The organism is Algoriphagus aquaeductus, assembly GCF_003253485.1.
Classification (GTDB): Bacteria; Bacteroidota; Bacteroidia; order Cytophagales; family Cyclobacteriaceae; genus Algoriphagus; species Algoriphagus aquaeductus.
The window spans coordinates 385001-411413 of record NZ_QKTX01000002.1; the positions used below are offsets into that span (position 1 = coordinate 385001).

At 45.3% G+C, this 26413-nt stretch carries 22 protein-coding genes; 16 read left to right on the forward strand and 6 right to left on the reverse strand.

Going from position 1 to position 26413, the window contains the following annotated elements:
- Positions 1-4 precede the first annotated feature (4 nt).
- Positions 5-1198, forward strand: coding sequence for an ATP-binding protein (locus tag CLV31_RS04055; protein ID WP_111391580.1), 1194 nt, complete (start codon positions 5-7; stop codon positions 1196-1198).
- 65 nt (positions 1199-1263) lie between these two features.
- Here the strand turns inward: CLV31_RS04055 and CLV31_RS04060 are convergent, their stop codons facing one another.
- The 3 genes from CLV31_RS04060 to mfd form a co-directional block, all read right to left on the reverse strand.
- Complete coding sequence (locus tag CLV31_RS04060) at positions 1264-3678, reverse strand: alpha/beta hydrolase family protein (RefSeq protein ID WP_111391581.1); 2415 nt, start codon at positions 3676-3678, stop codon at positions 1264-1266.
- A gap of 151 nt (positions 3679-3829) precedes the next feature.
- Complete coding sequence (gene gldJ, locus CLV31_RS04065) at positions 3830-5053, reverse strand: gliding motility lipoprotein GldJ (RefSeq protein WP_111391582.1); 1224 nt, start codon at positions 5051-5053, stop codon at positions 3830-3832.
- A 181-nt stretch (positions 5054-5234) separates the two neighbouring features.
- A complete protein-coding gene (gene mfd, locus CLV31_RS04070) occupies positions 5235-8585 on the reverse strand; it encodes a transcription-repair coupling factor (RefSeq protein WP_111391583.1) in 3351 nt (1116 codons plus the stop codon).
- A gap of 147 nt (positions 8586-8732) precedes the next feature.
- Between mfd and CLV31_RS04075 the strand changes: the two genes are divergently transcribed.
- Together CLV31_RS04075 and CLV31_RS04080 are read left to right on the forward strand one after the other, a co-directional pair.
- Positions 8733-9317, forward strand: coding sequence for a cytochrome c oxidase subunit 3 (locus CLV31_RS04075; protein ID WP_317048771.1), 585 nt, complete (start codon positions 8733-8735; stop codon positions 9315-9317).
- On the forward strand, positions 9317-9766 hold the full coding sequence (locus CLV31_RS04080) for an SRPBCC family protein (RefSeq protein WP_111391585.1): 450 nt from the start codon (positions 9317-9319) through the stop codon (positions 9764-9766). Before CLV31_RS04075 ends, CLV31_RS04080 begins: the two co-directional genes overlap by 1 nt.
- Here the strand turns inward: CLV31_RS04080 and CLV31_RS04085 are convergent.
- Positions 9744-10223 carry a Fur family transcriptional regulator gene (locus CLV31_RS04085; RefSeq protein WP_111391586.1) on the reverse strand — a complete coding sequence of 160 codons (480 nt, stop codon included), beginning with the start codon at positions 10221-10223 and terminating at the stop codon, positions 9744-9746. The genes CLV31_RS04080 and CLV31_RS04085 overlap by 23 nt on opposite strands.
- Before the next feature lie 204 nt (positions 10224-10427).
- On the opposite strand from CLV31_RS04085, the gene CLV31_RS04090 reads away from it, so the two are divergent.
- From CLV31_RS04090 to CLV31_RS04105, 4 genes are all read left to right on the forward strand, one after another.
- A complete protein-coding gene (locus CLV31_RS04090; protein WP_111391587.1) occupies positions 10428-11678 on the forward strand; it encodes an aspartyl protease family protein in 1251 nt (416 codons plus the stop codon).
- A gap of 103 nt (positions 11679-11781) precedes the next feature.
- Positions 11782-12372, forward strand: a complete 591-nt coding sequence (locus tag CLV31_RS04095; RefSeq protein WP_111391588.1) for a LemA family protein — start codon at positions 11782-11784, stop codon at positions 12370-12372.
- Positions 12373-12380: 8 nt separating this feature from the next.
- Positions 12381-12818 carry a TPM domain-containing protein gene (locus tag CLV31_RS04100; protein ID WP_111391589.1) on the forward strand — a complete coding sequence of 146 codons (438 nt, stop codon included), beginning with the start codon at positions 12381-12383 and terminating at the stop codon, positions 12816-12818.
- Positions 12796-13614, forward strand: a complete 819-nt coding sequence (locus CLV31_RS04105) for a TPM domain-containing protein (RefSeq protein ID WP_111391590.1) — start codon at positions 12796-12798, stop codon at positions 13612-13614. The genes CLV31_RS04100 and CLV31_RS04105 overlap by 23 nt, the downstream gene beginning before the upstream one ends.
- A gap of 43 nt (positions 13615-13657) precedes the next feature.
- Here the strand turns inward: CLV31_RS04105 and CLV31_RS04110 are convergent, their stop codons facing one another.
- Entirely contained in the window at positions 13658-14164 is a 507-nt protein-coding gene (locus CLV31_RS04110; protein WP_111391591.1) for a regulatory protein RecX, read from the reverse strand.
- A 68-nt stretch (positions 14165-14232) separates the two neighbouring features.
- Between CLV31_RS04110 and tpiA the strand changes: the two genes are divergently transcribed.
- The 6 genes from tpiA to CLV31_RS04140 all read left to right on the forward strand — a co-directional run bounded on the left by tpiA (position 14233) and on the right by CLV31_RS04140 (position 20187).
- Positions 14233-14994: a triose-phosphate isomerase gene (gene tpiA, locus CLV31_RS04115; protein ID WP_111391592.1), complete on the forward strand. Its 762-nt coding sequence runs from the start codon at positions 14233-14235 to the stop codon at positions 14992-14994.
- Between the two features lie 74 nt (positions 14995-15068).
- Positions 15069-15896, forward strand: coding sequence for a 50S ribosomal protein L11 methyltransferase (prmA, locus tag CLV31_RS04120; RefSeq protein ID WP_111391593.1), 828 nt, complete (start codon positions 15069-15071; stop codon positions 15894-15896).
- A 1-nt stretch (position 15897) separates the two neighbouring features.
- A complete protein-coding gene (locus CLV31_RS04125) occupies positions 15898-16098 on the forward strand; it encodes a hypothetical protein (protein ID WP_111391594.1) in 201 nt (66 codons plus the stop codon).
- Between the two features lie 96 nt (positions 16099-16194).
- Positions 16195-17919, forward strand: a complete 1725-nt coding sequence (gene recJ / locus CLV31_RS04130; RefSeq protein WP_111391595.1) for a single-stranded-DNA-specific exonuclease RecJ — start codon at positions 16195-16197, stop codon at positions 17917-17919.
- 1 nt (position 17920) lies between these two features.
- On the forward strand, positions 17921-18658 hold the full coding sequence (gene lptB / locus CLV31_RS04135) for an LPS export ABC transporter ATP-binding protein (protein ID WP_111391596.1): 738 nt from the start codon (positions 17921-17923) through the stop codon (positions 18656-18658).
- Positions 18658-20187, forward strand: coding sequence for a GH3 auxin-responsive promoter family protein (locus CLV31_RS04140; protein ID WP_111391597.1), 1530 nt, complete (start codon positions 18658-18660; stop codon positions 20185-20187). Before lptB ends, CLV31_RS04140 begins: the two co-directional genes overlap by 1 nt.
- Here CLV31_RS04140 and CLV31_RS04145 read toward each other — a convergent pair.
- Positions 20181-21365: an ATP-binding protein gene (locus tag CLV31_RS04145; RefSeq protein ID WP_111391598.1), complete on the reverse strand. Its 1185-nt coding sequence runs from the start codon at positions 21363-21365 to the stop codon at positions 20181-20183. The genes CLV31_RS04140 and CLV31_RS04145 overlap by 7 nt on opposite strands.
- A gap of 164 nt (positions 21366-21529) precedes the next feature.
- Here CLV31_RS04145 and CLV31_RS04150 point away from each other — a divergent pair, with 164 nt between their 5' ends.
- The 3 genes from CLV31_RS04150 to uvrA all read left to right on the forward strand — a co-directional run bounded on the left by CLV31_RS04150 (position 21530) and on the right by uvrA (position 26331).
- Complete coding sequence (locus tag CLV31_RS04150) at positions 21530-22477, forward strand: lytic transglycosylase domain-containing protein (protein ID WP_111391599.1); 948 nt, start codon at positions 21530-21532, stop codon at positions 22475-22477.
- Positions 22478-22577: 100 nt separating this feature from the next.
- Entirely contained in the window at positions 22578-23372 is a 795-nt protein-coding gene (locus CLV31_RS04155) for a hypothetical protein (protein ID WP_111391600.1), read from the forward strand.
- A 127-nt stretch (positions 23373-23499) separates the two neighbouring features.
- Positions 23500-26331, forward strand: coding sequence for an excinuclease ABC subunit UvrA (uvrA, locus tag CLV31_RS04160; RefSeq protein ID WP_111391601.1), 2832 nt, complete (start codon positions 23500-23502; stop codon positions 26329-26331).
- Positions 26332-26413 lie beyond the last annotated feature (82 nt).

Genomic DNA, 26413 nt, shown 5'->3' on the forward strand with positions numbered 1-26413 from the left:
CACTATGGAAAAGCTATTGATCAATTCCCAAGCAAAAATTCAGCGAATTTCACTGGATTTCAGTCGCTTTCTATTGGACAAGATCGATTGGAAGCAGCGGCTGATTGCCGTCACGGGTGCCCGAGGAGCCGGAAAGACTACCCTGTTGCTTCATTATGCCAAAAAACACCTGAAGCCAGACGGAACGAACCTCTATATCTCTTTGGATGATCTCTATTTCATGGAACATTCAATGGTAGAACTGGCAGACCGGTTTTATCTGAGTGGAGGAAGGGTATTGCTTTTGGATGAAATTCACAAATACCCGAATTGGTCCAGAGAACTCAAATTGATTTATGATGATTTTCCCGAACTCAAGGTGGTATTTACTTCCTCTTCGATTTTGGAGATTTACAAGGGAAAGTCGGACCTCAGTCGAAGAGCCGTCAGCTACCTTTTACCGGAACTTTCCTTTCGGGAATTTATCGAATTGGAGACAGGAGTTACCTTTCCCGTGATTTCATTTGAAGAGGTCCTTCAGGAACATGTCAGACTAGCTTCCCAGATAAGCTCCTCTATCACGCCGGTTGCGCTTTTTCAGAAATATGTGAAATGGGGAGCCTATCCATTTTTTAAAGAAGGCACTGAAATCTATTCCGAAAAGCTCCGAAAAATCGTGCAGTTGATTCTGGAAGTAGATCTTATGGCGGTGGAAAACATGGACTATGAAACCGTATTTAAGCTAAAGAAGTTGATTCGGCTGATCGCCACCTCAGTTCCTTTTACCCCAAATGTGTCTGAACTCAGTCAAAAAACGGGCATCTCCCGGCCCAGCTTGCTTCGAGCGTTTGAGTTGCTCGATCGTGCCAGAATCCTGCAAATCCTCCATAAACCGAATTCCGGAGTCGGGGCGCTTACGAAGCCGGAGAAATTATATCTGGGAAACCCTAATTTACTTTATGCTTTGGGAGAGGAAAATGTCAGTGTAGGGACCATTCGGGAAAGCTTCTTTGCCAATCAGCTCAAGGCTGATTCTACTGTTCATCTTGCCGAAAAGGGAGATTTTTTGGTCAATGAAAAATGGAGCTTTGAGGTCGGAGGGAAAAATAAAACGAGCTATCAGATCAAGGATTTACCAAACTCCTTTTTGGTCAAGGATGATATTGAAATCGGAGTTAAGAACACAATTCCACTTTGGCTTTTTGGGTTTTTGTATTGAAAAAGCCCTGCCAGTTTTCGAGAATCTGGCAGGGCTACTTAATTAAGAGGTTTTCAAAACCCAGATTACTTCCTATTCTTCACATACTTTTCCAACCAAGTATCCATCTCCCAAAGGGTGTGGAGTACGGACTCTTTGGCTGCATAGCCGTGACTTTCATGAGGGAGAAATACCAAACGGGTAGTCGCCCCATGACCTTTCAGAGCATTGTAATAGCGCTCGGATTGAATTGGAAAAGTGCCTGAGTTATTGTCTGCTTCGCCATGGATCAGGAGAATCGGAGTTTTCACCTGATGGGCAAAAGAGAACGGAGACATGTTGAAATAAACCTCCGGAGCTTCCCAATAGGTTCGCTGCTCGTACTGGAATCCAAACGGAGTCAGCGTACGGTTGTAAGCCCCACTTCGTGCGATTCCTGCTGCGAAGATGTTGGTATGGGAAAGCAGATTGGCTGTCATAAAAGCGCCATAGGAGTGGCCACCCACCGCGATTTTGTTTCGGTCTCCGATGCCCATTTCTACGATATGATCAATCGCTGCTTCGGCATTGGCGACCAGTTGCTCGATAAAGAAATCATTGGGTTCCTGATCTCCTTCACCCACGATCGGCATTTCGGTTTGATCCATGATGGCATAGCCTCGAGTCACCCAATAGATCGGAGAACCCCAGTTGAGACGGGTAAAGGTGTATTTGGAGCCTCTCACCTGTGCCGCGTCAGCTGCTGACTTGTACTCGCGAGGATAAGCCCACATCAGGACAGGAAGTCTTCCGTCTTTGGCCGGATCGTATCCTTCCGGGGTGTAGACGATGGCAGAAAGGTTGAGTCCGTCTTTTCTTTTGTAAGTGACCAGTTGCTTCTTGATTCCTTTGATGGACTCATACGGATGAGCAAAATTGGTCACCTGCATTGGGGCAATACGCTTTTTAGTATTGATCAGCCAATAGTTGGGCTGAAGATCCGTTCCTTCCTTGATGGTGATAAATTCAGTAGCATCTGCCGCCAGTACTTTTGCCACTCGCTCATAGTAGGGGGCCTGAGATCTCCATAGAATTTTCTGCTCTTTGGTAGAAGTATTGAAGGTGGACAAAAACGGCATACTGCCTTCTGGACTTCCGCCTTCGGAGGTCATGTAGACCAGATCGCCTTTTCGCAACAATACATTTCTTCCAAATGTATTTCGTGTGAACAACGGGCTTCCCGGATCATTGTATAAATCATCGGATGAGCGTTCGATGATCACTTTAGGCGCCTGAGCAGGGTTGGAAGGATTGATCACAGAGCGCTTTTCTGTTCTGCTGGCAAACCATCTTTCGTTCAGGATGGCGAATGAATCATCAGACCAGCTGATACCCCCAAATCGGAGTGCAGTTCCAACGAGCTTTTGTTTCTCGGCGGTGAATGGTGCAGAAAGCGTGTAGACGATATCGCGTTCTTCCACTTTCACTCTTGGATCTCCTTTATCTTGAGCCTCTGCCCAATACAAGGTAGCCGGCTTGTCCGCTCTCCAGTTCACATTTCTGATTCCTGTTACAGTGGCATCAAAACCGGTTGGCCGAACTTCATCCAGTGGGATCTGTGCCAAAGTTTTCACCATTTCTCCGACGGTAGACCAGATTTCTACTGTATAAGGGAATCTGTCGGCAGGGACAAGGTAAGAAAATGGCTTTTGGATAGACTCAATCAGCAGGTAATTTCCGTCAGGGCTGATATCCATGGACTTGATCATAGCTGGCTTTCCGAAAGGAACTTTGCTGCCATCCAAATTAACTTTCATCAATTGGGAATCCATGAAATAGGCGAAAAGTGCCTCGTCATACGGATTGGTCAGAAGATCTTGGTAGGTTCGGCTGGGAGCTGCATTACCGGAAGTCTCCTGAATGACGGGCCCAGCCGGAGCGGCAGGGGCTTTGGGCATAGCGCCTCGGGAAGGATTTACCGCCTTGATCACGATGGTATTGTCAGGAAGCCAAGCTACCGAATTGCCAAAAACTTGATTCAAAATAGGCTCGGTCAATTTTTTAGCCTCCAACGTAGCCATATCCACTACCCAAAGACTAATCCCGTTGCTCTCTGTCTGGGTAAAAGCCAAATATTTCTCATCCAAAGAAAGAGAAAAGCCATTCATTTTCGGATTGGAAGGAAGTCCTTTGACTTGACTTTCTTCTCCCGATCGGGTCTTTTTGATTTTAAGATTGGTGAAGCTTCCTGCGCGGCTTTGCCCGGAAATAGCAGGGTTGATACGGATGCCGCCTATTCTTAGCTCAGGTTGTGCCAAGTCTTCGATGGAAGGAGCCTCATTTCGCTCCAACACCAACATCATCGAGCCATCCTTATTAAAGGTAACCGACGGAGTGGCCGGTGCATTAAATAGATCAGCAATGGACTGAGGGGGAGTCTGGTAAGTAGTCTGGGCTGACAGGGGTTGCCCAAGCACGTATACCAGCATGACCAAAAGTGTCCGAAGAGTTAATTTTCTCATATCTAATTTGGGTTAATACCGATTGGAAAGGTAAGGGTATTGAAGAGGTTGATATAAAAAAAATCCTTTAAAGGTTGAATCTTGAGCAGGAAAGGAGAAAAAAAAAAGACCAAGCTTTATAGCTTGGTCTTCAGTTTCTATAAAGAACAGGTTATTTTCCTTTTGCTCCGATAGAAATCATCGCGCAGCGGAACCCGATATGGTTGGTAGCAGAATCTTGGTGCATAAACCTTCTGGTACCAGGAGCAAGCCAATAGGCTACATCTTTCCAAGAACCTCCTTTATACACTCTCATTTCATCGGTGAAAAGCGAGGTTTCGTAATTTTCCTCCTCATCATATACCCCGTCTTTTCTTAGAGGGTTGAGATCATCAGCATCTTGATACGTAAGCGGGCGGTACACATCATATACCCATTCATTCATATTCCCTGCCATATGGTAAAGTCCAAAGTCATTTGGGGCCATATCATATACGTTGGTAGGGAGAATTTCTCCGTCATTTCTTTGGTTACCAGAGATACCGGCATAGTCACCTCGTCCTCGCTTAAAGTTGGCCAAGAAGTCTCCCTGCTTTCCTTTTCGCTTCACGTTGTATGGATTACGTACACCACGACCATCCCATGGATAGATTCTTCCGTACTCTTGATTTTCATCTAAATATTGAGTGCCGATCATAGCCTTGGCAGCGTATTCCCATTCAGCCTCATTCGGAAGTCGGAAATCAGCCATAGCTACCCCTCTTTCGATCAACTGAGTCTTGGTCATTGTAGAATCCAAACCTCTATCTTTTCTGACTAGCTCCTGAACAAATTCAGTTCTCCATTTGGCATAAGCACTTGCCTGTTTCCAGGTTACACCTGCCACAGGATAGAAGTTGAAGCCTGGAAAACGGAAATAGTAGGACTGATAGAGATCATTGAAGGACATAGCACTAGTCCATACATTCTCAGATGGCTCCAGCTTGGTCAGGGAGTCGGCACTGACTCTCTTTCTCATGTCGAAAAGAAATTCCCGGTAGTCATTGTTGGTCATTTCAGTTTCATCCATGTAGAAAGATGCAATGGATACCGTTCTTTCCAAGTTGTCCCGGAAAGCCATGATATCTTCCTCTTGCGAACCTAATACTGTCCGGCCGCCTTGGATAAATTTCAAGTTTGGACCGGGGATTTGTTCGGCATTTTTTGACACGAAAAATTGAGTGGTGTCTTTCTCGTCGAAATTAAATGAAGCCCCAGTGGTGGCACTTTTCTTTCCGGGGCTGCTGGCAGTTCTTCTGCCATATCCTGGAGATTTTTGACAGGAAGATAAAATTGAGGCGGAAGCCAACATCAGGGCGGCGGCCCACATTCCCCAAGATTTGTTGCTTAGACGCATATTATCAAATGGTTTGGTCTATTTTGTAGATGCTAATATAGAGTCATTGAATCCTTCATCCAACGCTTTGAGAATTTCTCGCAATTTTGAATTCTTCAAAAACTGATGGAATTCAGTCAAGACGAACAAAATTGGTTGGCGAAAGTACAATATTTATGCCAGTTAAATTTTTTTAAAATCTTCAGGATTTCATCTCCTCAAGGACCTTTTGCGATCGCTGAATTGTTGCAATTCCTTCGATAGTAAGAATCAAACGGTTTTTGTGTTCTTTTATTTTACAGACTTTTGGATGCATCTGAGCGTACCTCATGATTTTACCAAAAATATCCGATGAATAGAAGTCATCCCGATTGGAGGGCAAAAGATAGCACTTCATTTGCTTTCCTTTCAATACAAGCTTCTCAATTCCAAGACTTTCTGCCTTCCAACGTAAACGAACGGTCTCCATCAGGTCCATGACAGGCTCCGGAAGTGGGCCAAATCGGTCGCTGAGCATTTCCCCGAATTTTTTCAATTCATCCTCATTTTTCAACCCATCGAGCTTGGAATACAACCCCAATCGCTCACTGATATTGCTCACATACGCCTCCGGAATCAAGAGTTCCAAGTCTGTTTCGATGGTGCAGTCTTGTACCAAAACCTTTACTTTTTCTTGTAAATCTGTCTCGAAAAGAGCCGCAAATTCATTTTCCTTCAGTTCCTGGACTGCCTCATCGAGGATTTTGTGGTACATCTCAAAGCCCAAGTCTGTAATAAATCCACTTTGCTCGGCCCCGAGCAGGTTGCCTGCTCCTCTGATGTCCAAATCCTTCATGGCTACTTTGAATCCGTCACCGAGATCTGAAAATTCCTCCAAGGTCTGAAGTCGTTTTCGAGCTTCGGGAGTCAACCCCGACATCGGACTTGTGAGGAGGTAGCAAAATGCTTTTTTATTACTTCTGCCCACTCTACCCCGCATCTGATGCAAATCGGAGAGTCCAAACATGTGGGCTCTGTTAATGATGATGGTGTTGGCGTTGGGGATATCCAATCCTGATTCGATGATGTTGGTAGATACTAAGACGTCGTAGTCGTGATTGATAAATCCGACCATGATTTTTTCCAACTTTTCACCTTCCATCTGCCCATGGGCACCGATGACCCGAGCATCCGGAACGAGCTTCATGATCAAGTTGGCAATGCTGTCTATTTCTCCTACCCGATTGTGTACAAAAAAGATCTGACCACCCCGCCTCAATTCATAGGCGACAGCATCCCGGATCACTTCTTCCTGGAAGGTCTGCACCTCGGTAGTTACCGGTTGCCTGTTAGGCGGAGGAGTGGCAATCACCGACAGATCTCTCGCCCCCATCAGTGAAAAATGAAGCGTTCTTGGAATGGGGGTGGCTGTCAACGTCAGTACATCTACATTAACCCGTAGATTTTTGAGCTGGTCTTTTACTTTGACACCAAACTTCTGCTCCTCATCAATAATCAACAATCCCAAATCTCGGAATTCAATATCCTTGTTGACAATCTTATGCGTCCCAACCAGGATGTCAATTTCACCGGATTTTACTTGCTCTTTGATCGCCTTGATGTCTTTGGCAGAGCGGAAGCGATTGATGTAATCGACCTTCACGGGAAAGTTTTGCAATCGCTCCTTAAAAGTCTGAAAGTGCTGCATCGCCAGAATGGTGGTCGGAACCAAAACGGCCACTTGCTTTCGGTCATTGACGGCTTTGAAAGCTGCTCGAATAGCCACTTCGGTTTTTCCAAAGCCCACATCACCACAGACCAGGCGATCCATCGGATAGGTCTTCTCCATATCTGATTTGACATCTGCGGTAGCTGAAGCCTGATCAGGAGTGTCCTCATAGATAAAGGAGGATTCCAACTCGACCTGTAAGACCGAATCCCGGGAAAAGGCAAATCCGGAGGCCGATCTCCTTTTAGCATAGAGCTCAATCAAATCCTTGGCAATATCTTTTACTTGCTTCTTGGCCCGTGTCTTTTTGTTTTCCCATTCCGGAGAACCCAACTTGGACATGGAGGGGACTTGTCCTTCCTGTCCTGAGTATTTGGAGATTTTGTGCAGGGAATGGATGTTGACATACAGCAGGTCATCATCCCGAAAGATCAATCGCACCGCTTCCTGCATTTTGCCGTTGACCTCAACTTTTTCCAATCCTGCAAATCTGCCCACCCCATAATCCACGTGGACGATATAGTCTCCCGGATGCAGTGCTTTCAGCTCTTTGATGGTGAGTGCTTTGGATTTGCTGGCTTTGGTTCGGGATTTATAGCGGTGAAAGCGCTCAAAAAGCTGGTGATCCGTATAGCAGACGAGCTTGGTCTGCTTGTCTACAAAGCCTTCTCTAAGTCCCAGAAGCATGGATTGGACCTGAAGTGTCGGATCCAATTCGAGGAAAATTCCCAAAAGGCGATCGATTTGCTTTTCGTTTTCCGCAGTGATCAGGTTGACAAAGCCCTGCTTTTCGTTTTCCGCAAGATTGCTGACAAGAAGGTCAAAATTCTTATTGAATGATGGTTGAGGCTGGCTGTCCCAAGCAATTCTCTCGTCTTCTTTGAGATAAAACTGCCTTCCAAATTCTACCAGGGAAAACTGCATGGCCGCAGCAGTAAAATCTTTTCCCTGATCAAACAATTGTTCGGGCTTGAGGAGCAATTTATCAGTTTTGGTTTGGGACACGATTTGGGCAAATGCCTGTTCAGCTTTGTGGAAGCATTCATCCATGACATCCAAGGTCAGCTGGTAATCCTTGATCCAAAGGGTGGCATGTTCTGGGAGAAAGCTCAAAAAAGATTGCCTGACCTCTTGGAGCAGCTTGGTCTGTACATTTGGGATCAGGGAGATCACCTCCACATTGGCGATGGAGAGTTGGGTTTCCGGATCAAAGGTCCGGATGCTTTCGATCTCTTTCCCAAAGAGTTCCAGTCGGTAGGGATGTTCATTGCTGAATGAAAAAACATCCAGGATTCCACCACGGATGGCAAATTGACCGGGCTCATACACAAAGTCGGTCCGCTCAAAATCATAAGAAGTAAGCACCTCTGCGACGAATTCCATGTCAACTAATTCTCCCACACGTGCCGAAAAGGTGTTTTCAACCAAAGATCTTTTATTGATGACCTTTTCATAAAGGGCCTCTGGGTAGGTAATGACTATGCGGGACCCGCCCTTTGTTTTAAGGATTTGGTTGAGGATTTCTGCCCGCATGAGCACGTTGGCATTGTCCACCTCGTCATATTGGTAAGGTCGCTTGAAGCTTCCAGGGAAAATCATGTGGTCCTCCCGCTTCAGAAGACTTTGAAGGTCTGAATTGAGGTAAGCCGCCTCTTCTTTATCATGTGCTACAATCACATGAAAACCACCTTTTTGCTCAAAAAAAGCTGCAAACAAGACCATATCCAAGCTGCCCGATAATCCCCTGAGTTGGATTCTGAATTTTGAGTCTGAACTCAGCTTGAGGGATAAGGTCTGAAAAATCGGGTCTGATTGGTAGATGGAAAGAAATGAGGGTCTGTCCAAGGGGATGGGATTTAGGGGAATTAGCCGCAAAGCTAGTTTTTTTTGATCTTTTTATCGGAGCGCATTCCTGATTTGGCAAATTTTGAACCAAGCTGCCTACAAAATGTTTTTGACTCGATGAACCCTCAGAATTCTCAAAAATCCTGGTTGCAAAAGCTTGAAAACCTCCATCCCTATGAGACACTTCTCTATCTGGGTATGCTGGGAAGTGGCTTGATTTTTTTGTTTTTAGTGGTGGCCTTTCTCTTTTCCGGCCTAAGTCAACTGGAAGGTTTCAATCGAAGGATGCCGATAGCTTTTTTGATTTCCACCTTTATGTTGGTCTTATCGGGATATACAGCCACCAAAATGCGATTACATTATCAAGAGGAAAATATCCCCAAATTGGAGTCTTCCCTTCGAAACACCTTTGTTTTGGGGTTGATATTCACGGTTTTGCAGTTTGCAGGTTGGAAAGAGTTGACGGATATGGGGATCAAATTTACCGGGATTCCGAGTGGGTCTTTTTTATACGTGCTTTCGGGGATTCATATTTTCCATTTGATCGGGGCAATGGTGTTTGCGGTTATCTTATTACTTCAGCTTCGAAAAACCCAAGATGACGGCATCCGCAGATTGGTACTGATCACCAATCCCTTTGAAAAAATGCAAATCAGATTATTCACGGTCTATTGGCATTTTATGGATGCCATATGGTTGGTCTTGTTTCTTCTCTTTGTCCTGAGCTTCTGATGCAAATTCAAATCGAAACCCCCGTCCTACAGGACTATTTACAGGTAAAAGCTGGATTTACCGAGTCCTTGTTCAAAGACCTTGCTCCTCCTTTTCCTCCTGTAAAGGTGTTGAGATTTGACGGATGCAAGAAGGGAGATCAAGTCACTTTAGAGTTGGACTTTTTCCTTTTTAAGCAAAAATGGGTCAGCCTGATCACAGAGGACCAGACCACTGATTCAGAGTTTTATTTCATAGATGAGGGAATACAATTGCCCTTTTTTCTGGGAAAATGGAAGCATAAGCATCGGATTATAGCCCGTGGCAATGGGTCGGTCATCCGAGATGAAATTGCATTTTCAGGGCCGTTTTTTTGGGTGACTCCTTTGCTTTTTCCCGTCCTATGGGTCCAGTTTTGGTATCGAAAGCCGATCTACCGGAAGATTTTCAAAAAGAAGAAACTGAATTGAGATTTTCACACTGCTCGATTTGACAGTCCCCGTACAATACCAAGGAATGGCTCGTGATGCCTGACTGAAATGTTTTTCCCATTGCTTCTTTGATCTCGTTGATTTTGGGATCAGAAAATTCCCGGATTTTTCGGCATTGGTTGCAGACGTGATGGTCGTGGTGTTTATAGGTCAGGGCCTGCTCATAGAGTGCTACCTTGTCTTTGAATTGATGCTTGACTGCCAATCCGCTTTCTACCAGCAGGTCGAGTGTATTATAGATTGTGGCCCGACTGATCGTGTAGCCTTTATTTCTCATGAGAAGAAATAGTCCTTCCACATCGATATGCTCGTCTTCCGGTAGTAGGTACAGCTCATCGATAACAGAGAATCGTTCAGGAGTTTTCCTGTTTCCTTGCTTGATCAAGAAGTTTTCGAAAATTTTTTTTGCTTTTTCTATCAGGGCAGTGTCCGCCATTTGTACAAGGAGTTGAAATTTAAAGATGAATCATTCTCGTTTTTTTGACAAACTCTGCCACTTCCTAGGCTCTAATTTGATTTCAGTCTAATTAAAATATTTGAAACGGGAGCTTACAACAATTTGGATAGGGTTTTGAGTTTAAGTGGTGAAATGGACGGAGAAAAGTCCTTAACTTATATCTGAGTTCGCCCCAATAACCTGATGACTTTAAGAAAGTCCCTGATTTTCGCATTTTGTCTCTTGGCTTTACAGACTAAGGCCCAAGTTCCCGGCTTTTTCTTAAAAGAGGATGTCAAAAAGGCCAAAATTCCTTTTTATTCATCCAATAGCCTGATCATTCTTCCGGTTTCAATCAATGGCAATTATGCCTTGAATTTTCTGATTGATACCGGAGTCAAATCCAATTTACTTTTTAGCAAAAAATTGGGAGATGCTTTGGGGCTGGAATATTCCAGAAGACTCAATATCGTCGGTGCCGATGGAGCTACAAGCATTTGGGCGCAAGTCTCTGCCATCAATACGCTTGATCTTGGGCCTGTCGAGGGCAAGCTTCAGAGCCTTTTGGTGCTGGAGGAGGATTTTTTTGAACTTGAATCCGTCATTGGTGTCCCGGTGTATGGAATTATCGGATATGAGTTTTTCAAACATAATCCTGTCAAGATCAACTATGATGAAGGCATGATTGAGTTTTATGAGCCCGGATCCTTGAAATGGAGATCACCCTTTTACCGAAAACTCAATATGGCTGTGGAGGACGGGAAAGCTTACATCCAGGCCAAAGTGAGACAGAAAAACGGACCGAAGCTAGAGGCCAAATTGTTGATTGATACGGGAGCCAATCATGGGCTATTGCTGAATAAAGAAACTTCAACCGACATCACCATGCCTCCGGTTTTTATTGAGTCAGAATTGGGCCAATCTCTCGGAGGGGTGTTGTACGGGTTTATCGGGAGAGTGGATGCTCTTTCTATCGCGGGTCTCACCATGAGAGAAGTGTTGACTTCTTTTCCGGAAGAAACTTCCTACAGTTCCGTGATCAAGGCTTCGGGAAGGCGGGGGAGTCTTGGGTCGGAGGTTTTAGGCCGGACAAGGATGATTTTGGATTACCCAAGAAATACCTTCTTAATAAGGAAAGGAACGACTTTTTACAATCCCTTTGAATTTGATATGAGTGGGATGGTTGTCAAAAAAGTGCCCAACGATGAAAACAGGTTTTATGTGGGTGAGGTCAGAGAAGGATCTCCGGCCTATAAGTCCGGGGTTTTGCCCTATGATGAAATCTTATCCATCAATAAGATACCGATGTTTATCTGGGAAATGACTGATGTTTTCAAGCTTTTCAGATCTGAAGAAGGAAAAGAGGTTCAGCTCGAAATGAGAAGGTACATCAATAACGATCTGACCAATTACAGTGATTACAAGGTAAGTATCTACCTCAAGAAGCAGATTTAATCTTTTCCATTGCAAAAGATAATTTGGGTAACTTTGGGTTGAGATAAAACACTCAGGTGAAGAATTCCGTCTATGATCTCGTTTTTAAAACAACCTTTCTAAAATGAAAAAACTCCTAATCCCAATCCTGATCATCGCCGTAGTAGGCATTTTTGTCTACACCAAGGCAGTTGGAACTTACAATCAATTTGTCCAGACTGAAGAAACCATCAACGGTCAGTGGGCTGAAGTGCAAACTCAATATCAGCGAAGAGCCGACTTGATCCCAAATCTGGTAAATACAGTCAAAGGTTATGCGGAATTTGAGCAGGAGACCTTGACCGGTGTGGTAGAAGCAAGATCCAAAGCGACCTCTGTGCAGATTGATGCAAGCAACCTGACTCCGGAAAAACTAGCCCAGTTTCAGCAAGCCCAAGATCAGCTTTCCGGTGCTTTGAGCCGACTGTTGGTGACCATTGAGAAATACCCGGATTTGAAAGCCAATCAAAACTTTCTGGAGCTTCAGGCTCAGCTGGAAGGTACCGAAAACAGAATTTCTGTGGCAAGAAGAAATTTCAACGAATCTGTCCAGGCATATAATTCCAATCTGAGAACCTTCCCCAACAATATCTTTGCAGGGTGGTATAATTTTGAAACCAAGGGATATTTTGAAGCGGCTGCGGGTGCTGAGGCAGCCCCTACCGTCCAATTCTAAGTCCATCCATGGCAGAAAAATTATTTTCACCGGAACAAAAAGCCCAAATCGTCTCGGCCATTCAAAAGGCTGAGACGATGACATCGGGTGAGATTCAGGTTCATATCGAAAATCATTGCAAAGGCGAAGTCCTGGATAGGGCTGCAGAGGTTTTTGAGACACTTAAAATGTATCAGACCAAAGATCGAAATGGGGTCTTGATCTATTTGGCAGTAGAAGATCACAAATTTGCCATTCTGGGAGATGCCGGAATCAACGCGGTGGTTTCGCCAGATTTCTGGGTCCAGACCAAAGATCTTATGGCCGCGCAATTTCGAATGGGAAAATTCACTGAAGGCCTCATTGAAGGCATTCATCACGCCGGAGATCAACTGGGAGCCCATTTCCCCTATGATTCCAAAGGCGATCAAAACGAACTATCGGATGAAATATCTTTTGGCAAGTAAGCCGACCATTGTAACCCTTGTTTTTCTTTTGATCGGGTTACAGGTTTTGGCCCAGGATTTTCCACCTGTGCCCAATCCCCCCAAGTTGGTTAATGATTTTACAGGGACTCTAAGCACTCAGGAAGTAAGTCAACTGGAGCAAAAACTAGTAGCCTATAACGACAGCACCTCGACCCAAATTGCGATAGTCATGATGCGTTCGGTGGGTCAATATGACATTTCCGATTATGCATTTAGACTGGGTGAAAATTGGGGTATCGGAACTTCCAAAGACAATGGAATCTTAATCCTGGCTGCGATGGATGATCGAAAAGTGTTCATCGCCACCGGTCGGGGAATGGAAGGGGCTGTTCCTGATGCTTTGGCCAAACGTATCGTGACCAACCTGATCATTCCCAATTTCAAAATGCAGGCCTATTATCAGGGTTTGGATCAGGCTACCGACATGATCATCAAGTTGGCTTCCGGAGAATACAAGGCCGAGGAAGTGGCATCCGATGGAGATCATGGAGGGGCGATTTTCCTTTTGCTGTTGTTCATCTTCCTGTTTGTCATTTTGCCCATGATCAAAAACAAAAAAGACAACGATAATCACATGGGAGGGAAAGGTGGAGGAATCGATCTTTGGACGACCATCATGCTAGCCAATATGCTCAAAGGTTCCGGAAAGGGCAAATGGGGAGATTTTTCCTCAGGCAGAGGATCCTTTGGCGGTGGAGGATTTGGAGGGGGCGGAGGTTTTGGTGGCTTCGGAGGAGGATCTTTTGGTGGCGGTGGCGCCGGGGGAAGTTGGTAAAAATACTTCAGCCCCAAGAAGTGATAACCTTAGTTTTATCCATTTATTGGGGCTGAATACTTTCCAGGGCTTCTTGGATCAAATCCTGCTCAAATCCCTTGCCGACTAAATACTGAATCACCAGATTCCGTTTTTTATAAAGATCCTTTTCTTTGGTCTTTTCCCACTTCTTTTCCGTTTGGGTCAAAAGTGTATCGAAGTATTCGTCTGGATCAATTTCAGAAAGCCCTTCCTGAATCTGGCCGGGACTGATTTCCCGAAGTTTCAGCTCTCGGGTTATTCTATTTCTTCCCCATTTTTTAAGTCTAAATTTTCCTCTGGCAAAAGATCGGGCAAAGCGTTCTTCATTTAGAAAACCGTCTTTGAACATCTCCTCCACGAGATTTTCGGCATGCAGTCCTTGGATTCCTTTGTCAAAAAGTTTCCTTCGGACTTCCCATGCACACCGCTCCTGATAGGCACAAAAAGTCTCCAATTTCCCTTTGGCTTCTTTCAGGGTCCAATTCTTTTTTAAGTACTGATCCGGGTTATTTTTTCCCCAAGTGGACATTTTTGGTAATTTTAAGCCAAAATAGCCCCTGAATAAGTTTTTTTCAAACCTAAACGCAATCCCCTAACATGAGAAAGAAAATTGTAGCCGGAAACTGGAAGATGAATATGACCTTTGATGAAGGTCAAAAACTGACCTCTGAAATTGTAAATATGTACAAAGATGAGGCAATCCAAGACGTGATCGTAGTACTCAATCCTCCTTTTCCACATATCCACCCTGTAAAAAAGCTGGTGGGAGATATTCCAGGGATTTTCATTGGGGCTCAAAATTGCTCAGATAAAGAATCCGGCGCATTTACCGGGGAAGTGTCAGCCAAGATTTTAGCTTCTTTCGGAGTAGATTATGTCATCTTGGGTCACTCCGAGCGGAGAGAATACTTCAAGGAAGGCAATGAATTGCTTGCGACGAAAGTGAAACAAGCGCTGGCCCATGGGTTGACCCCGATCTTCTGCTGTGGGGAGTCTCTTGAGATCCGCACTGCTGGAACTCATGAATCGAATGTCAAATTTCAGCTGACCGAGAGTTTGTTCGGACTTTCTCCGGAGGATTTCTCCAAAGTGGTTATCGCCTATGAACCTATCTGGGCGATCGGAACGGGCAAGACAGCCACTGCAGATCAAGCTCAAGAAATGCACTTGGCACTTCGTCGTCATATTGCCTCCAAATACGGAAAGGAAATCGCCAACGAAACCTCCATTCTTTATGGCGGAAGCGCAAATCCGGGCAATGCCAAGGAGCTCTTCTCCAAGCCTGATGTGGACGGTGGCTTGATCGGAGGAGCATCTTTGAAATCCCGAGACTTTACTGACATCGTGAAGTCCTTCTGATTTCAGTTGTTTCGCTATTTATAACAAGGTCTGTACTTGCGCAGACCTCTTCTTTATCCCAACCTACAAGCGCCATGGACTATCTTGAGTTTAAAATCAAATGCAAGGAGGATTTTCGTGAAATACTGATCGCCGAGTTGGCAGAAATTGGGTTCGATTCTTTTTTGGAAACCGAAGAGGGCATTGATGCCTATGCCCTTGAATCCGAATTAGACAGGGATGCTTTTAACCAAACGATTGAATCGTACCGGGAAGCGGGAGAAATTATCCTTACAGAGGGAATCATGCCCAAAGTCAACTGGAATGAGGAATGGGAAAAAAATTACGATCCCATAGCAGTAGATGATTTGGTCTATGTCCGGGCGTCTTTTCATGAGTCTCAGCCCGGTTTCCGACACGAAATTGTCATCAATCCCAAAATGTCCTTTGGTACCGGTCATCATGCGACCACCTATCAGGTGCTCAGACTACAAGGTGAGATTGATCATCAAGGTAAGCGAGTCCTGGATGTGGGCTCGGGAACAGGCATTTTGGCCATTATGGCCCATTTGCTGGGTGCCAAAGAAGTGGAAGCCTTTGATATCGATGATTGGTGTGTGGACAATGGCAACGAGAACTTTGACCTGAATGGGCTAAGCACCCGAATGGGATTGGGCACGATAAGACAGGTTAACCCCCAAGGACCTTTCGATATTGTCTTGGCCAATATCAATAAAAATGTCCTTCTGGATGAAATGAAGATCTACGCAAGCTTGCTGATCCCCCAAGGATACTTATTGCTGAGCGGTTTTTACACCCAAGACATTGAAGATTTGGTGGCTGCGGCCACCCCATTTGGATTAAAACTGATCCAATCTTCTGATAAGGACAATTGGGCAGCTTTGATTTTACAAAAAGACTAACATGAACGAACTTGTGTTTTATTCATTGCTGCTTGTTGCCATTTTGGGCCATCTGGTCGCGGCGGCAAAAATGTACAAGGAAGTCCAGGCTGACGAGAGTCTTACTTTCAAAGAAAAGAATGACTGGAAATTGAAGTCCTTAGTTTCTCCCGCATGGTATTGGTATTATTACAGGCAGGAAAAAAAGCGAAGGAATTCTTAAACACAGAACTTTTTAGCTCGAAACTTCGCTTAAAAGCTATCACTCAATCCAAAACCCGGGAAATCTTAATCCCACTTACTTTTGTAATTTTAACTCATGGAGTACGTCTGGAAGCAAAAACCAAAAACCTCACAGCTAGCTATCGAAAAGCTGGGTAAGGAAATCAATGTCAATCCTACCCTAGCCAACATGCTGATCAACAGGGGTGTGGAGAGTTTTGATCAGGCAAAAGATTACTTCCGTCCAAGCTTAAGCCAGTTGCATGATCCTTTTTTGATGAAGGGGATGAGTTCGGCAGTATCCAGGATTGAAAAAGCCGTTCTTCAGCAGGAGCGCATCTTGGTCTATGGGGACTATGATGTGGATGGTACCACAGCGGTGGCCTTGATGTATGGGTTTTTGAAAGGATTTTATCCTCATGTGGATTTTTATATCCCCGACCGATACAAGGAAGGATACGGGATATCGGAGCGCGGAGTGCGTTTTGCAGCGGAAAATGGATTTTCTTTAGTCATTGCGCTCGATTGTGGGATCAAGGCCATTGACAAAGTAAGTTTGGCCAAGGAACTGGGAGTAGATTTTATCATCTGCGATCATCATACACCAGGGGACCAATTGCCGGCAGCGGTCGCCGTGCTGGACGCGAAGCAAGAAGATTGTCCCTATCCTTACAAAGAATTGAGTGGCTGTGGGGTAGGATTTAAACTTATTCAAGCCTACGCCAAAACCCACGGCATCGAAGAATCCGGCCTTTATCCTTATTTGGATCTTTTGGTGGTCAGTATCGCGGCGGATATTGTTCCGATTACAGGTGAAAACAGGATTCTGGCTTACTACGGCCTGGACCGGATCAATAACAATCCAAGGCCGGGATTAAAAGCATTGATCCTTCAAGCCAAAGTCGAAAAGGAAATTCAGATCTCGGATATTGTCTTTAAAATCGGTCCGAGGATTAATGCTTCCGGTCGCCTTGAGCATGCGCAAGCCTCTGTGGAATTGCTGATTTCCTCCAATCTGGATGAGGCTATCGAGCGCGCCAAGCTGGTCGATGAAGTGAACGCTACCCGGCGGAATTTTGACGAGAATATTACCAAAGAGGCCTTCGAAATGTTGGCCATCCGGGAAGAGGAAGCACAATGGAACTCTACTGTACTTTTCAAAGAAGATTGGCACAAAGGGGTCATCGGAATTGTAGCCAGCAGGTGTATTGAGAAATATTACCGTCCGACCATCATCCTGACCGAGTCCAACAACAAGGCCACGGGAAGTGCCAGATCAGTAGTGGATTTCGACATTTACGAAGCTATTGCCGAGTGTGCCGATTTGTTGGATCAATTTGGGGGGCACAAGTATGCTGCCGGATTGACCCTCAGCGTGGACAAAGTGCCCGCTTTCCAGGCAAAATTTGAACAAGTGGTGAAAAGTCGGATTGAGGCCATTCATCTCAAGCCCGTCATCGAAATTGATGATGTCTTGCTGCTGGATCAAATCAATTATAAATTTTACAGCATTTTAAAGCAGATGGCTCCTTTTGGGCCCGGAAACACTGAACCTGTCTTTCGGATCAATAATGTCTATGCAGATGAAGTCACGGTTTTGAAAGACAAACATTTACGCTTTAAAATTGTCCAAGATGGCCAAGTAACCACTCCGGTTTGTTTGGGATTTGGAATGGCCGACCGGGCAAAAGATCCGGATTTGACTACGGTCAACATGCTTCGCGGCAAGATGCGCTTCGACATTGTGGCTGAAATGCGGGAAAATTTCTTCCGCGACAAAAGCAGTTTGCAACTCTATGTGAAAGACATCAAATTTGACTGATATGATGCTTCGTGCCGAACACCTCGTCAAAATCTACAAAGGCCGCCGTGTGGTCAATGACATCTCTGTACAAGTGGAACAGGGCGAAATCGTGGGACTTTTGGGGCCTAACGGTGCCGGGAAGACGACTTCATTTTACATGATTGTAGGCTTGATCCAGCCGAATGAGGGGAAAATTTTTCTGGAAAATCAAGAAATCACCAGCCTTCCCATGTACAAGCGAGCCAAGCTGGGGATTGGCTATCTGGCTCAGGAAGCATCCGTTTTTCGAAAGCTTTCTGTAGAAGAAAATATCTTGGCTGTCCTGGAAATGACCAATTTGCCTAAAGCTCAACAAAAGGAAAAAGTCGAGATGCTCTTGGAGGAATTCAGCTTGACCCATGTGCGGAAAAATCTCGGCATGGTACTTTCGGGAGGAGAGAGAAGAAGGACAGAAATAGCCCGGGCATTGGCTGTAGATCCGAAGTTTGTGCTTTTGGACGAACCTTTTGCCGGGGTGGATCCGATTGCGGTGGAGGAAATCCAGACCATTGTGGCCAAACTTAAAACCAAAAATATCGGCATTCTGATCACGGATCACAATGTCAACGAGACCCTTTCCATCACCGACCGAGCGTATCTGATGTTTGAAGGGAGACTGCTTAAAGCGGGTACCGCAGAGGAATTGGCGGCAGATGAGCAAGTCAGAAGAGTCTATCTCGGAAGCCAATTCGAGCTCAAGCGCAAAGTTTTTACCTGATGGAAGTGATCAACAGCTTCATGACCTGGATTTTTAAAAATCGACTGGGTCAGATTGAAAATTTTAAGAAAAATCCTCACGCTGTTCAAGAAACCACCTTTCGCATGCTGATCGAATCTGGTCGGAAAACGGAATTTGGCCGTCAGTTTGGATTTGAGGGCATCAAATCTTATTCTGATTTTGCAGCCAAAGTTCCGGTCACCGATTATGAAGGCTTCAAGCCCTATATCGAAAAAACGATGCAAGGCAGGCAGAATGTGATCTGGAATACCGATATCGAATGGTTTTCCAAATCCTCAGGTACTACCTCCAGCCGGAGCAAATACATTCCTGTCACAGAGGAAAGCCTCGAAGAATGCCACTATAAGGGCGGTAAAGACATGCTTTCTCTCTATGTCAACAATTTTCCGGAGTCTCGACTGTTTACCGGAAAGAGCCTTTCTATTGGAGGTACGCTCGAGAAAAATCCATTGAATCCCCAAGGAACTGCCCGTGCAGGAGATATCTCAGCAGTAATCATGGAAAACTTGCCCATTTGGGCGCAGTTTGCCCGGACTCCATCGCTCGAAACTGCCTTGATGGGCGAATGGGAGGCCAAAATAGAAAAAATGGCTCGGGAGACAATGAATGAAAATGTCACTTCCATTGCAGGTGTGCCGACCTGGACGGTAGTGTTGCTTCAGCGCATTTTGGAGTTGAAGAAGGCCAAACATATCCTGGAAGTCTGGCCCAATCTGGAAGTTTTTTTTCATGGCGCGGTCGCTTTTGGGCCGTATCGAAGTTTGTTTAGGCAACTGATACCTTCGGATAAGATGCGCTACATGGAGACCTACAATGCTTCAGAAGGGTTTTTTGGAATTCAGGACCAACCCGATTCTGAGGAATTGCTGCTGCTTTTAGATTATGGGATTTTCTATGAATTCATTCCCATGGAGGAGTGGGACAAGGAAAACCCACAGGTGATTTCGCTTCGGGAAGTTGAAGTGGGGAAAAATTATGCCATTGTGATCACGACCAATGGGGGGCTTTGGCGATACAAAATAGGGGACACGGTTAGGTTTTCGTCCACACTTCCTTACCGGTTTAGAATCTCCGGTCGGACCAAGCATTTTATCAATGCCTTTGGGGAGGAAGTCATCGTCGAAAATGCCGAGTCCGCACTCCGCTATGCCTGTGAGGAGACGGGCGCTACCATTACCAATTTTACCGCAGCGCCGGTTTATTTTGAAGGAAGTGGCTCAAAAGGTGCACATGAGTGGGTAGTGGAGTTTCGGAATGCGCCGGACGATTTGGAGAATTTTGCAATCCTTTTGGACCAAAAGCTCCGGGAGATCAACTCGGACTATGATGCCAAGCGGCACAAAAACCTCGCGCTACAGCGACTGATTCTTCATCAAGCTCCGGAGGGATTATTCGAAGCTTGGCTCGGTAAAAAAGGGAAGCTGGGAGGACAACATAAAGTGCCCCGACTCTCCAATTCCCGGGAGTATATCGATGAGATTTTGGGGATGATGGCAGCAAATCAGTAAAGGAAGCCAAAAAGCCAAAGCGGGATTTTGTTCCCAGAACCTGACTTGATGTTGTCGATAGCTAAAAAAGAACTAGGGACTCCTTGGATTTGATGGGCAGTTTTGTTTGGTCCACCTACTTCGAAGACGAATTGGTCATCGATCATAAAGTCCCCAAATTTAGGTGCGGTCACTTGATGTTTGGCTTGAAGTTGATTTAAGAAGAAAGTTTCCCGGATGTTTCCCGGATTCGGTTCGGATGGACCTAATGCAAAGGCAAGGTTTGAATTTTGTAAGTAGACTTTTTCCGGTTTTTGGAGTTGAGAAATTCCCTGAGTCGAAGCGTGAAGAAGATTAAGAATTTGAGCTTGACTGAGCAGGTCTAAGATCTTTAAAACAGTATTTCTTGAAGCATCCAGTTTTTCTGCCAATTTGAGGATATTGGGGGTAAACGGAACGGATTCGCTGAGTACAAACAACAGTTTTTTCATGTTTCGCATGGTCTTGTGGGCGATTTCCTCAAATGGACCAATATCCATCTCCAATACCAAATGTGTGGTTTGGAGTAATCTCGTTAGATACAAGTCTTTTCCCATTCGATAAAAAGGGAAATATCCATACTGAAGATATTCTGGGAATAAATTTAGGACATCTACCTCGTCTGAAATTTTATTGGAAATGCCAATATGACTTTCCAAAATCTCAGTCAGCGAGTAGGTAGGGAAATTTTTCCCTGATTCCAGATTGATAAATTCCCGAAAAGACATCCCCGCCAAACGATAGACGGCTGCTCGCCTGGATAAGTCTGCTTTTCCTTTTTCAAGACCTAATATCGATGAACCTGAAACCACCACGTGAATGTCTTCATAACTGTCGAAGATGGTTTTCAAATCCACCGACCAGTTGACATAGCGATGTGCCTCATCCAAAAAGAAATATCTGTAGCCTAAGGTGTAAAGCTCTTCAATTGCAAGGACAAGCCTATTTTCTTCAAAATGGAAGTCATCCAAACTGAGGTAGATTTTAGAGTCTTTTACTTCACTCATCCGCTGTAAGATCAACGTAGTCTTCCCCGCTCCCCGATGCCCGAGGATTAATACCAGTCGTTGACTCCAATCAATCTCATGTTTAAGATATCGGGTAAAATTGGGTAAAGACGTGGTTTCTTTTCGCTTGGATAAGGTGATCAGTCGCTCCATTTTGATTTATCAATTGAACAAATGTAAAAATTGTTTTTTGTAAAAAACACTTATTGATTTTGTTTTTTGGAAAATACAGTAATCCTATTCCGTATTTGAAATATCTTTAAGGCCATTGGAATAATTATTTAGCTTCATCGCATTTCAAATCCGTATTTTAAATCATGCGTGCGATTCATTTGATTTTGACCTATGTCCTGTTGGGCATTGCTCTGGTTTTGGGAGGAATGGCTTTTTGGAAGTCTCAAAACCAGGATCAGGTAACCAATCAGCCTGAGTTTCCAATCCTAGAGGCTTATCCCACTCCACCTTTGTCCATGGCGAGGGATTCCATTCGATTGTTTGACTTGCCCAAGGAGGTGACTTTTGCAGGGGAGAAAGTACCACTGGAAGAACAGGACGTCTTGGAGCGACTGGAGCGGGAAATCTACGTCAATGCCTATTGGGAGTCCAATATGATTCTCCTGATGAAACGATCGGGGAAATACTTTGAAGAAATCGACCGGATTTTCACCGAAGCAGGCGTGCCTACGGATTTTAAATATTTGGCTTTGGCCGAAAGTGGTTTGATGAATGTTGTCTCTCCGGCTGGGGCTCGGGGATTTTGGCAGTTTATGGAAAGCACTGCCAAGGAGTATGGCCTCGAGGTGAGCCAAGATGTGGATGAACGCTACCATTTCGAAAAGTCGACCCGAGCGGCCGTCCGTTACCTCAAAAAGGCTCATGCCAAATTTGGGGATTGGACTGCGGTGGCGGCGAGCTACAACATGGGGCAAAGCGGCTTTTCCCGTAGACAAGAAGAGCAGCTCAACCGCAACTATTATGATCTCTACCTCAATGAGGAGACGAGTCGATACCTTTTTAGGATTTTGGCTTTTAAGCTCATCTTCGAAAATCCGGGAGAATTTGGGTTTCACCTGAAGGAGAAAGATTATTACAAAAATCCGGAATTCAGACAGATCCAAGTAGATAGCGACATCAAAGACCTGGCAGCTTGGGCTAAAAGCCAAGGAAGCACTTACAAACATCTCAAACTTTACAATCCTTGGCTTCGTGACCGAAATCTTAATGTGAAGCGGGGGAAGGTGTATGAAATTAGCTTGCCAAAATAAATTGAGTGGACCGGTTACAACTTTTTACCCGACTTTGACTTAGTATATAATATGGGATTCTTTCTTTTCCCATTGATTTTGAAACATTAACCGACTAATCATGAAGCCTACAATCAAGTTATCTTTTCTTCCAAAAATCGCAGTTGTAATTTCGATCTTGATTTTTGGTTCTTGCACAGAGTCATCGGATCCGAATGAATCAGGAAATTTTTCCAATACCACTGCGGTGTTTCTTCTTATCGATGAGGAAAGCATAGACAATGGCAACGAGCCCAATAACTTCTCTTCCACGGATGTCAATGATCAATTGGCAGAGTTGGGCCAGCGGCAACCGCTCCGGTTTTTTGAGCAAAATGTCGGAAGAGAAATCACACTGTACACCGGTCAGGTGGGTGATGAAGGTTGGTTTGCCTTGAAGACAATTCCTTCCAGTTGGAGAAGTGCCGGACCTTCCGGTAACGGCCTGAGAAATTACCTAACACCAGGTCCGGGCTTGGGAGCACGGATTCCGGATGATGATCGGGAAGTCCTATTGGACAAAATCCCAAATGTCACCCCGCTCAGGGCCACAGGTCTGGCCATGCTAGTTGGCCAAACCATCTTTGCCGTGGTCTATGATTCTGATATTTCCATCAATTATTCCCCACTCACGGGAAATCTTCAAGGTGCAAATTTGGGTATAGTAGGATTTGATGTACTGGGTGTGTCCTCCCGGACTGATGGGAGTTCGTCCTCTCTTCCGGCTGTTAGGGTACGGATAAGGAATGCCGGAATGCTGAGAGATGGGGAGTTGGCTTTATTCAGCAACGCCCCTACGCCGCAGTCTTCTTCAGAGCCTTTTGACATCAATCCACCGAGTAGTCCACCTAGCATTCAATTGGGGGAACCTAACTAAAGGGGCACTGAGAAAACAAGCGAAGAGAAAACTTCCAGAGGTAAATTGGGGTTACTTATCCTCAGGGAAAGATTCCGCTTTCCTGTAAATAACTTTACCTTTGCCCCTTGCAAATTTCCCTTCGCCCATGAGTCAATCCCCTGCATCCCAGGAAGAATATATCGAGATTTTTGGCGCCCGAGAGCACAATCTTAAAAACCTAGACCTCAAAATCCCCCGCAACAAGCTCGTTGTGGTGACGGGACTTTCGGGCAGCGGTAAAAGCTCCCTGGCTTTTGATACCATTTACGCCGAAGGACAACGACGCTACATGGAGAGTTTTTCTGCGTATGCCCGTTCTTTTTTGGGAGGGATGGAAAGACCGGATGTGGACAAGATCAACGGACTTTCTCCGGTCATCGCCATCGAGCAAAAAACCACGTCCAAAAATCCCCGATCCACTGTCGGCACAGTCACTGAGATTTATGATTTCATGCGATTACTGTATGCTCGGGCTGGAGAAGCGTATTCGTATTTGACAGGGAAAATGATGATCCGGCAGACCGAGGATCAGATCATCGAGCAGTTGTTTTCGAAGTTTTTGGGCAAAAAACTATACATCCTAGCACCTGTGGTCAAAGGCCGAAAGGGGCACTACCGGGAGCTATTCGAGCAAATCCGAAAAATGGGCTTTTCTAAGGTTCGAGTGGATGGAGTAGTCATGGATATCGTGCCCAAAATGCAGGTGGACCGGTACAAAATTCACGATATCGAGATCGTAATCGATCGGATTGTGGCTGATGAATCTGACCGATTCCGCATCACCCAATCGCTTAAATCTGGCCTTCAGCATGGCAAAGGTGTGATTATGATCCGCGAGGAAAACGGGGAAATTCACCATTTTTCCAAGTACCTGATGGATCCGGAGACTGGCCTTTCTTACGACGAACCGGCACCCAATTCCTTTTCGTTTAACTCTCCTTACGGAGCTTGTCCCACATGCAATGGACTTGGTATCATCGAGGAAATCACCCGTGAAAGCATCATTCCCGATCCTTCGCTGAGCATCACCCGAGGTGGAATCGCCCCGTTGGGAGAATATCGGGATATCTGGATTTTCAAAAAAATCGAAGCCATTCTCAAGCATTACAAGTGCTCGATGAGTACCCCGATCAAGGATCTTCCCGAGAAGGTGATCGAAATTCTCCTTTATGGAGACAAAATCGAAGTAGCTGTGGACTCGGTGAAATATCCCGGGACGCAGTGGAATACAACGTTTGAAGGGATTGTCAACTTTCTCCAGAAATACCAAGAGGGCAGTTCGGATAAGATCCAGGACTGGGTGTCTGAGTTTACCATTACTCAGACTTGTCCGGATTGCCAGGGCTATCGATTGAAAAAAGAAGCGCTCCACTTCAAAATTGACGAAAAACACATCGGTGAACTCGCCATGCTCGATATCCGCGGTTTAGCGGACTGGTTTGAAGGATTGGAAGAGCGAATGACCGAAAAGCAGCAGCTGATCGGCGCCGAAGTTCTGAAAGAGATCCGAAAGCGAATCGGGTTCCTGATGGATATCGGACTGGATTACCTCTCGCTCAACCGACCGCTTCGAACACTTTCCGGTGGTGAAGCTCAGCGAATCCGCCTGGCTACTCAAATCGGTACCCAATTGGTCGGGGTGCTCTATATTTTGGATGAACCGAGCATTGGCCTGCATCAGCGCGACAATGTAAAGCTGATCAAAGCGCTTCAAAGCCTCCGAGATCTTGGCAATTCGGTTTTGGTAGTAGAGCATGACAAAGACATGATGCTGGAGTCTGACTTTGTTTTGGACATGGGACCAGGTGCCGGCCGTCATGGAGGTCATGTGGTGGCGGCGGGGTCTCCGGATCAGATTCTAAAAAACGACTCGGTCACGGCCAAATACCTGAGTGGAAAACTTGGCTTGCCCATACCTGAGCATCGAAGAGAAGGAAAGGGGAAAAAGCTAGTGTTGAAGGGTGCATCTGGAAACAATCTCAAAAATGTGGATCTGGAGCTTCCGCTTGGTACTTTAATTCTGATCACGGGCGTTTCGGGAAGTGGAAAGAGTACCCTGATCCATGAGACGCTGTTTCCGATTTTGAACCGGGAATTTTACAATTCCAAAAAGGAACCCATGCCCTTCAAAAGTATCGAAGGCTTGGAGCATCTGGACAAAGTGATCGAGGTGGACCAAAGCCCAATCGGCCGTACCCCAAGATCCAATCCGGCTACGTATACGGGGGTGTTTTCAGATATTCGAACCCTCTTTACAGAATTGCCAGAAGCCAAAATCCGTGGCTATAAGCCTGGGCGATTTTCCTTCAATGTCAAAGGTGGCCGATGTGAAGATTGCGAGGGAGCGGGAATGAAACTGGTAGAAATGGACTTCCTGCCCGATGTCCATATTCCCTGCGAAACCTGTAAGGGCAAGCGATACAATCGGGAAACGCTTGAAGTGCGGTTCAAAGGGAAATCCATCTCGGATGTACTGGATATGACCGTGGAGCAAGCCGTGGAATTTTTTGAATTTCAGCCCAAAATCCTGCGAAAAATCCAAACCCTTAGTGATGTGGGCTTGGGCTACATTACTCTTGGCCAACATGCTACGACCCTCTCCGGAGGGGAAGCGCAGCGCGTCAAATTAGCCACTGAACTGTCTAAAAAAGACACCGGAAAAACCTTCTATATTCTGGATGAACCGACCACCGGACTGCATTTTCAGGACATCGATTTATTGATGGGAGTGTTACAAAAATTGGTAGAAAAAGGAAATACCGTCCTGATCATCGAGCACAATCTGGATGTGATCAAGGTAGCTGACTATGTGGTGGACTTAGGGCCTGAAGGAGGAAATAAAGGCGGGACTATTCTGGTGCAGGGAACGCCCGAGAAAGTAGCCTCACATCCCAAAAGCCATACGGGAAGATTCCTAAAATCAGAACTAAATCGCTGAATTTGGCGCCTAAATCAAGTGCCTCGCCCTTTTATCAAAATACAGATCAGAAGACTGATTCCTTGTCTAACTTTGGCCCGGA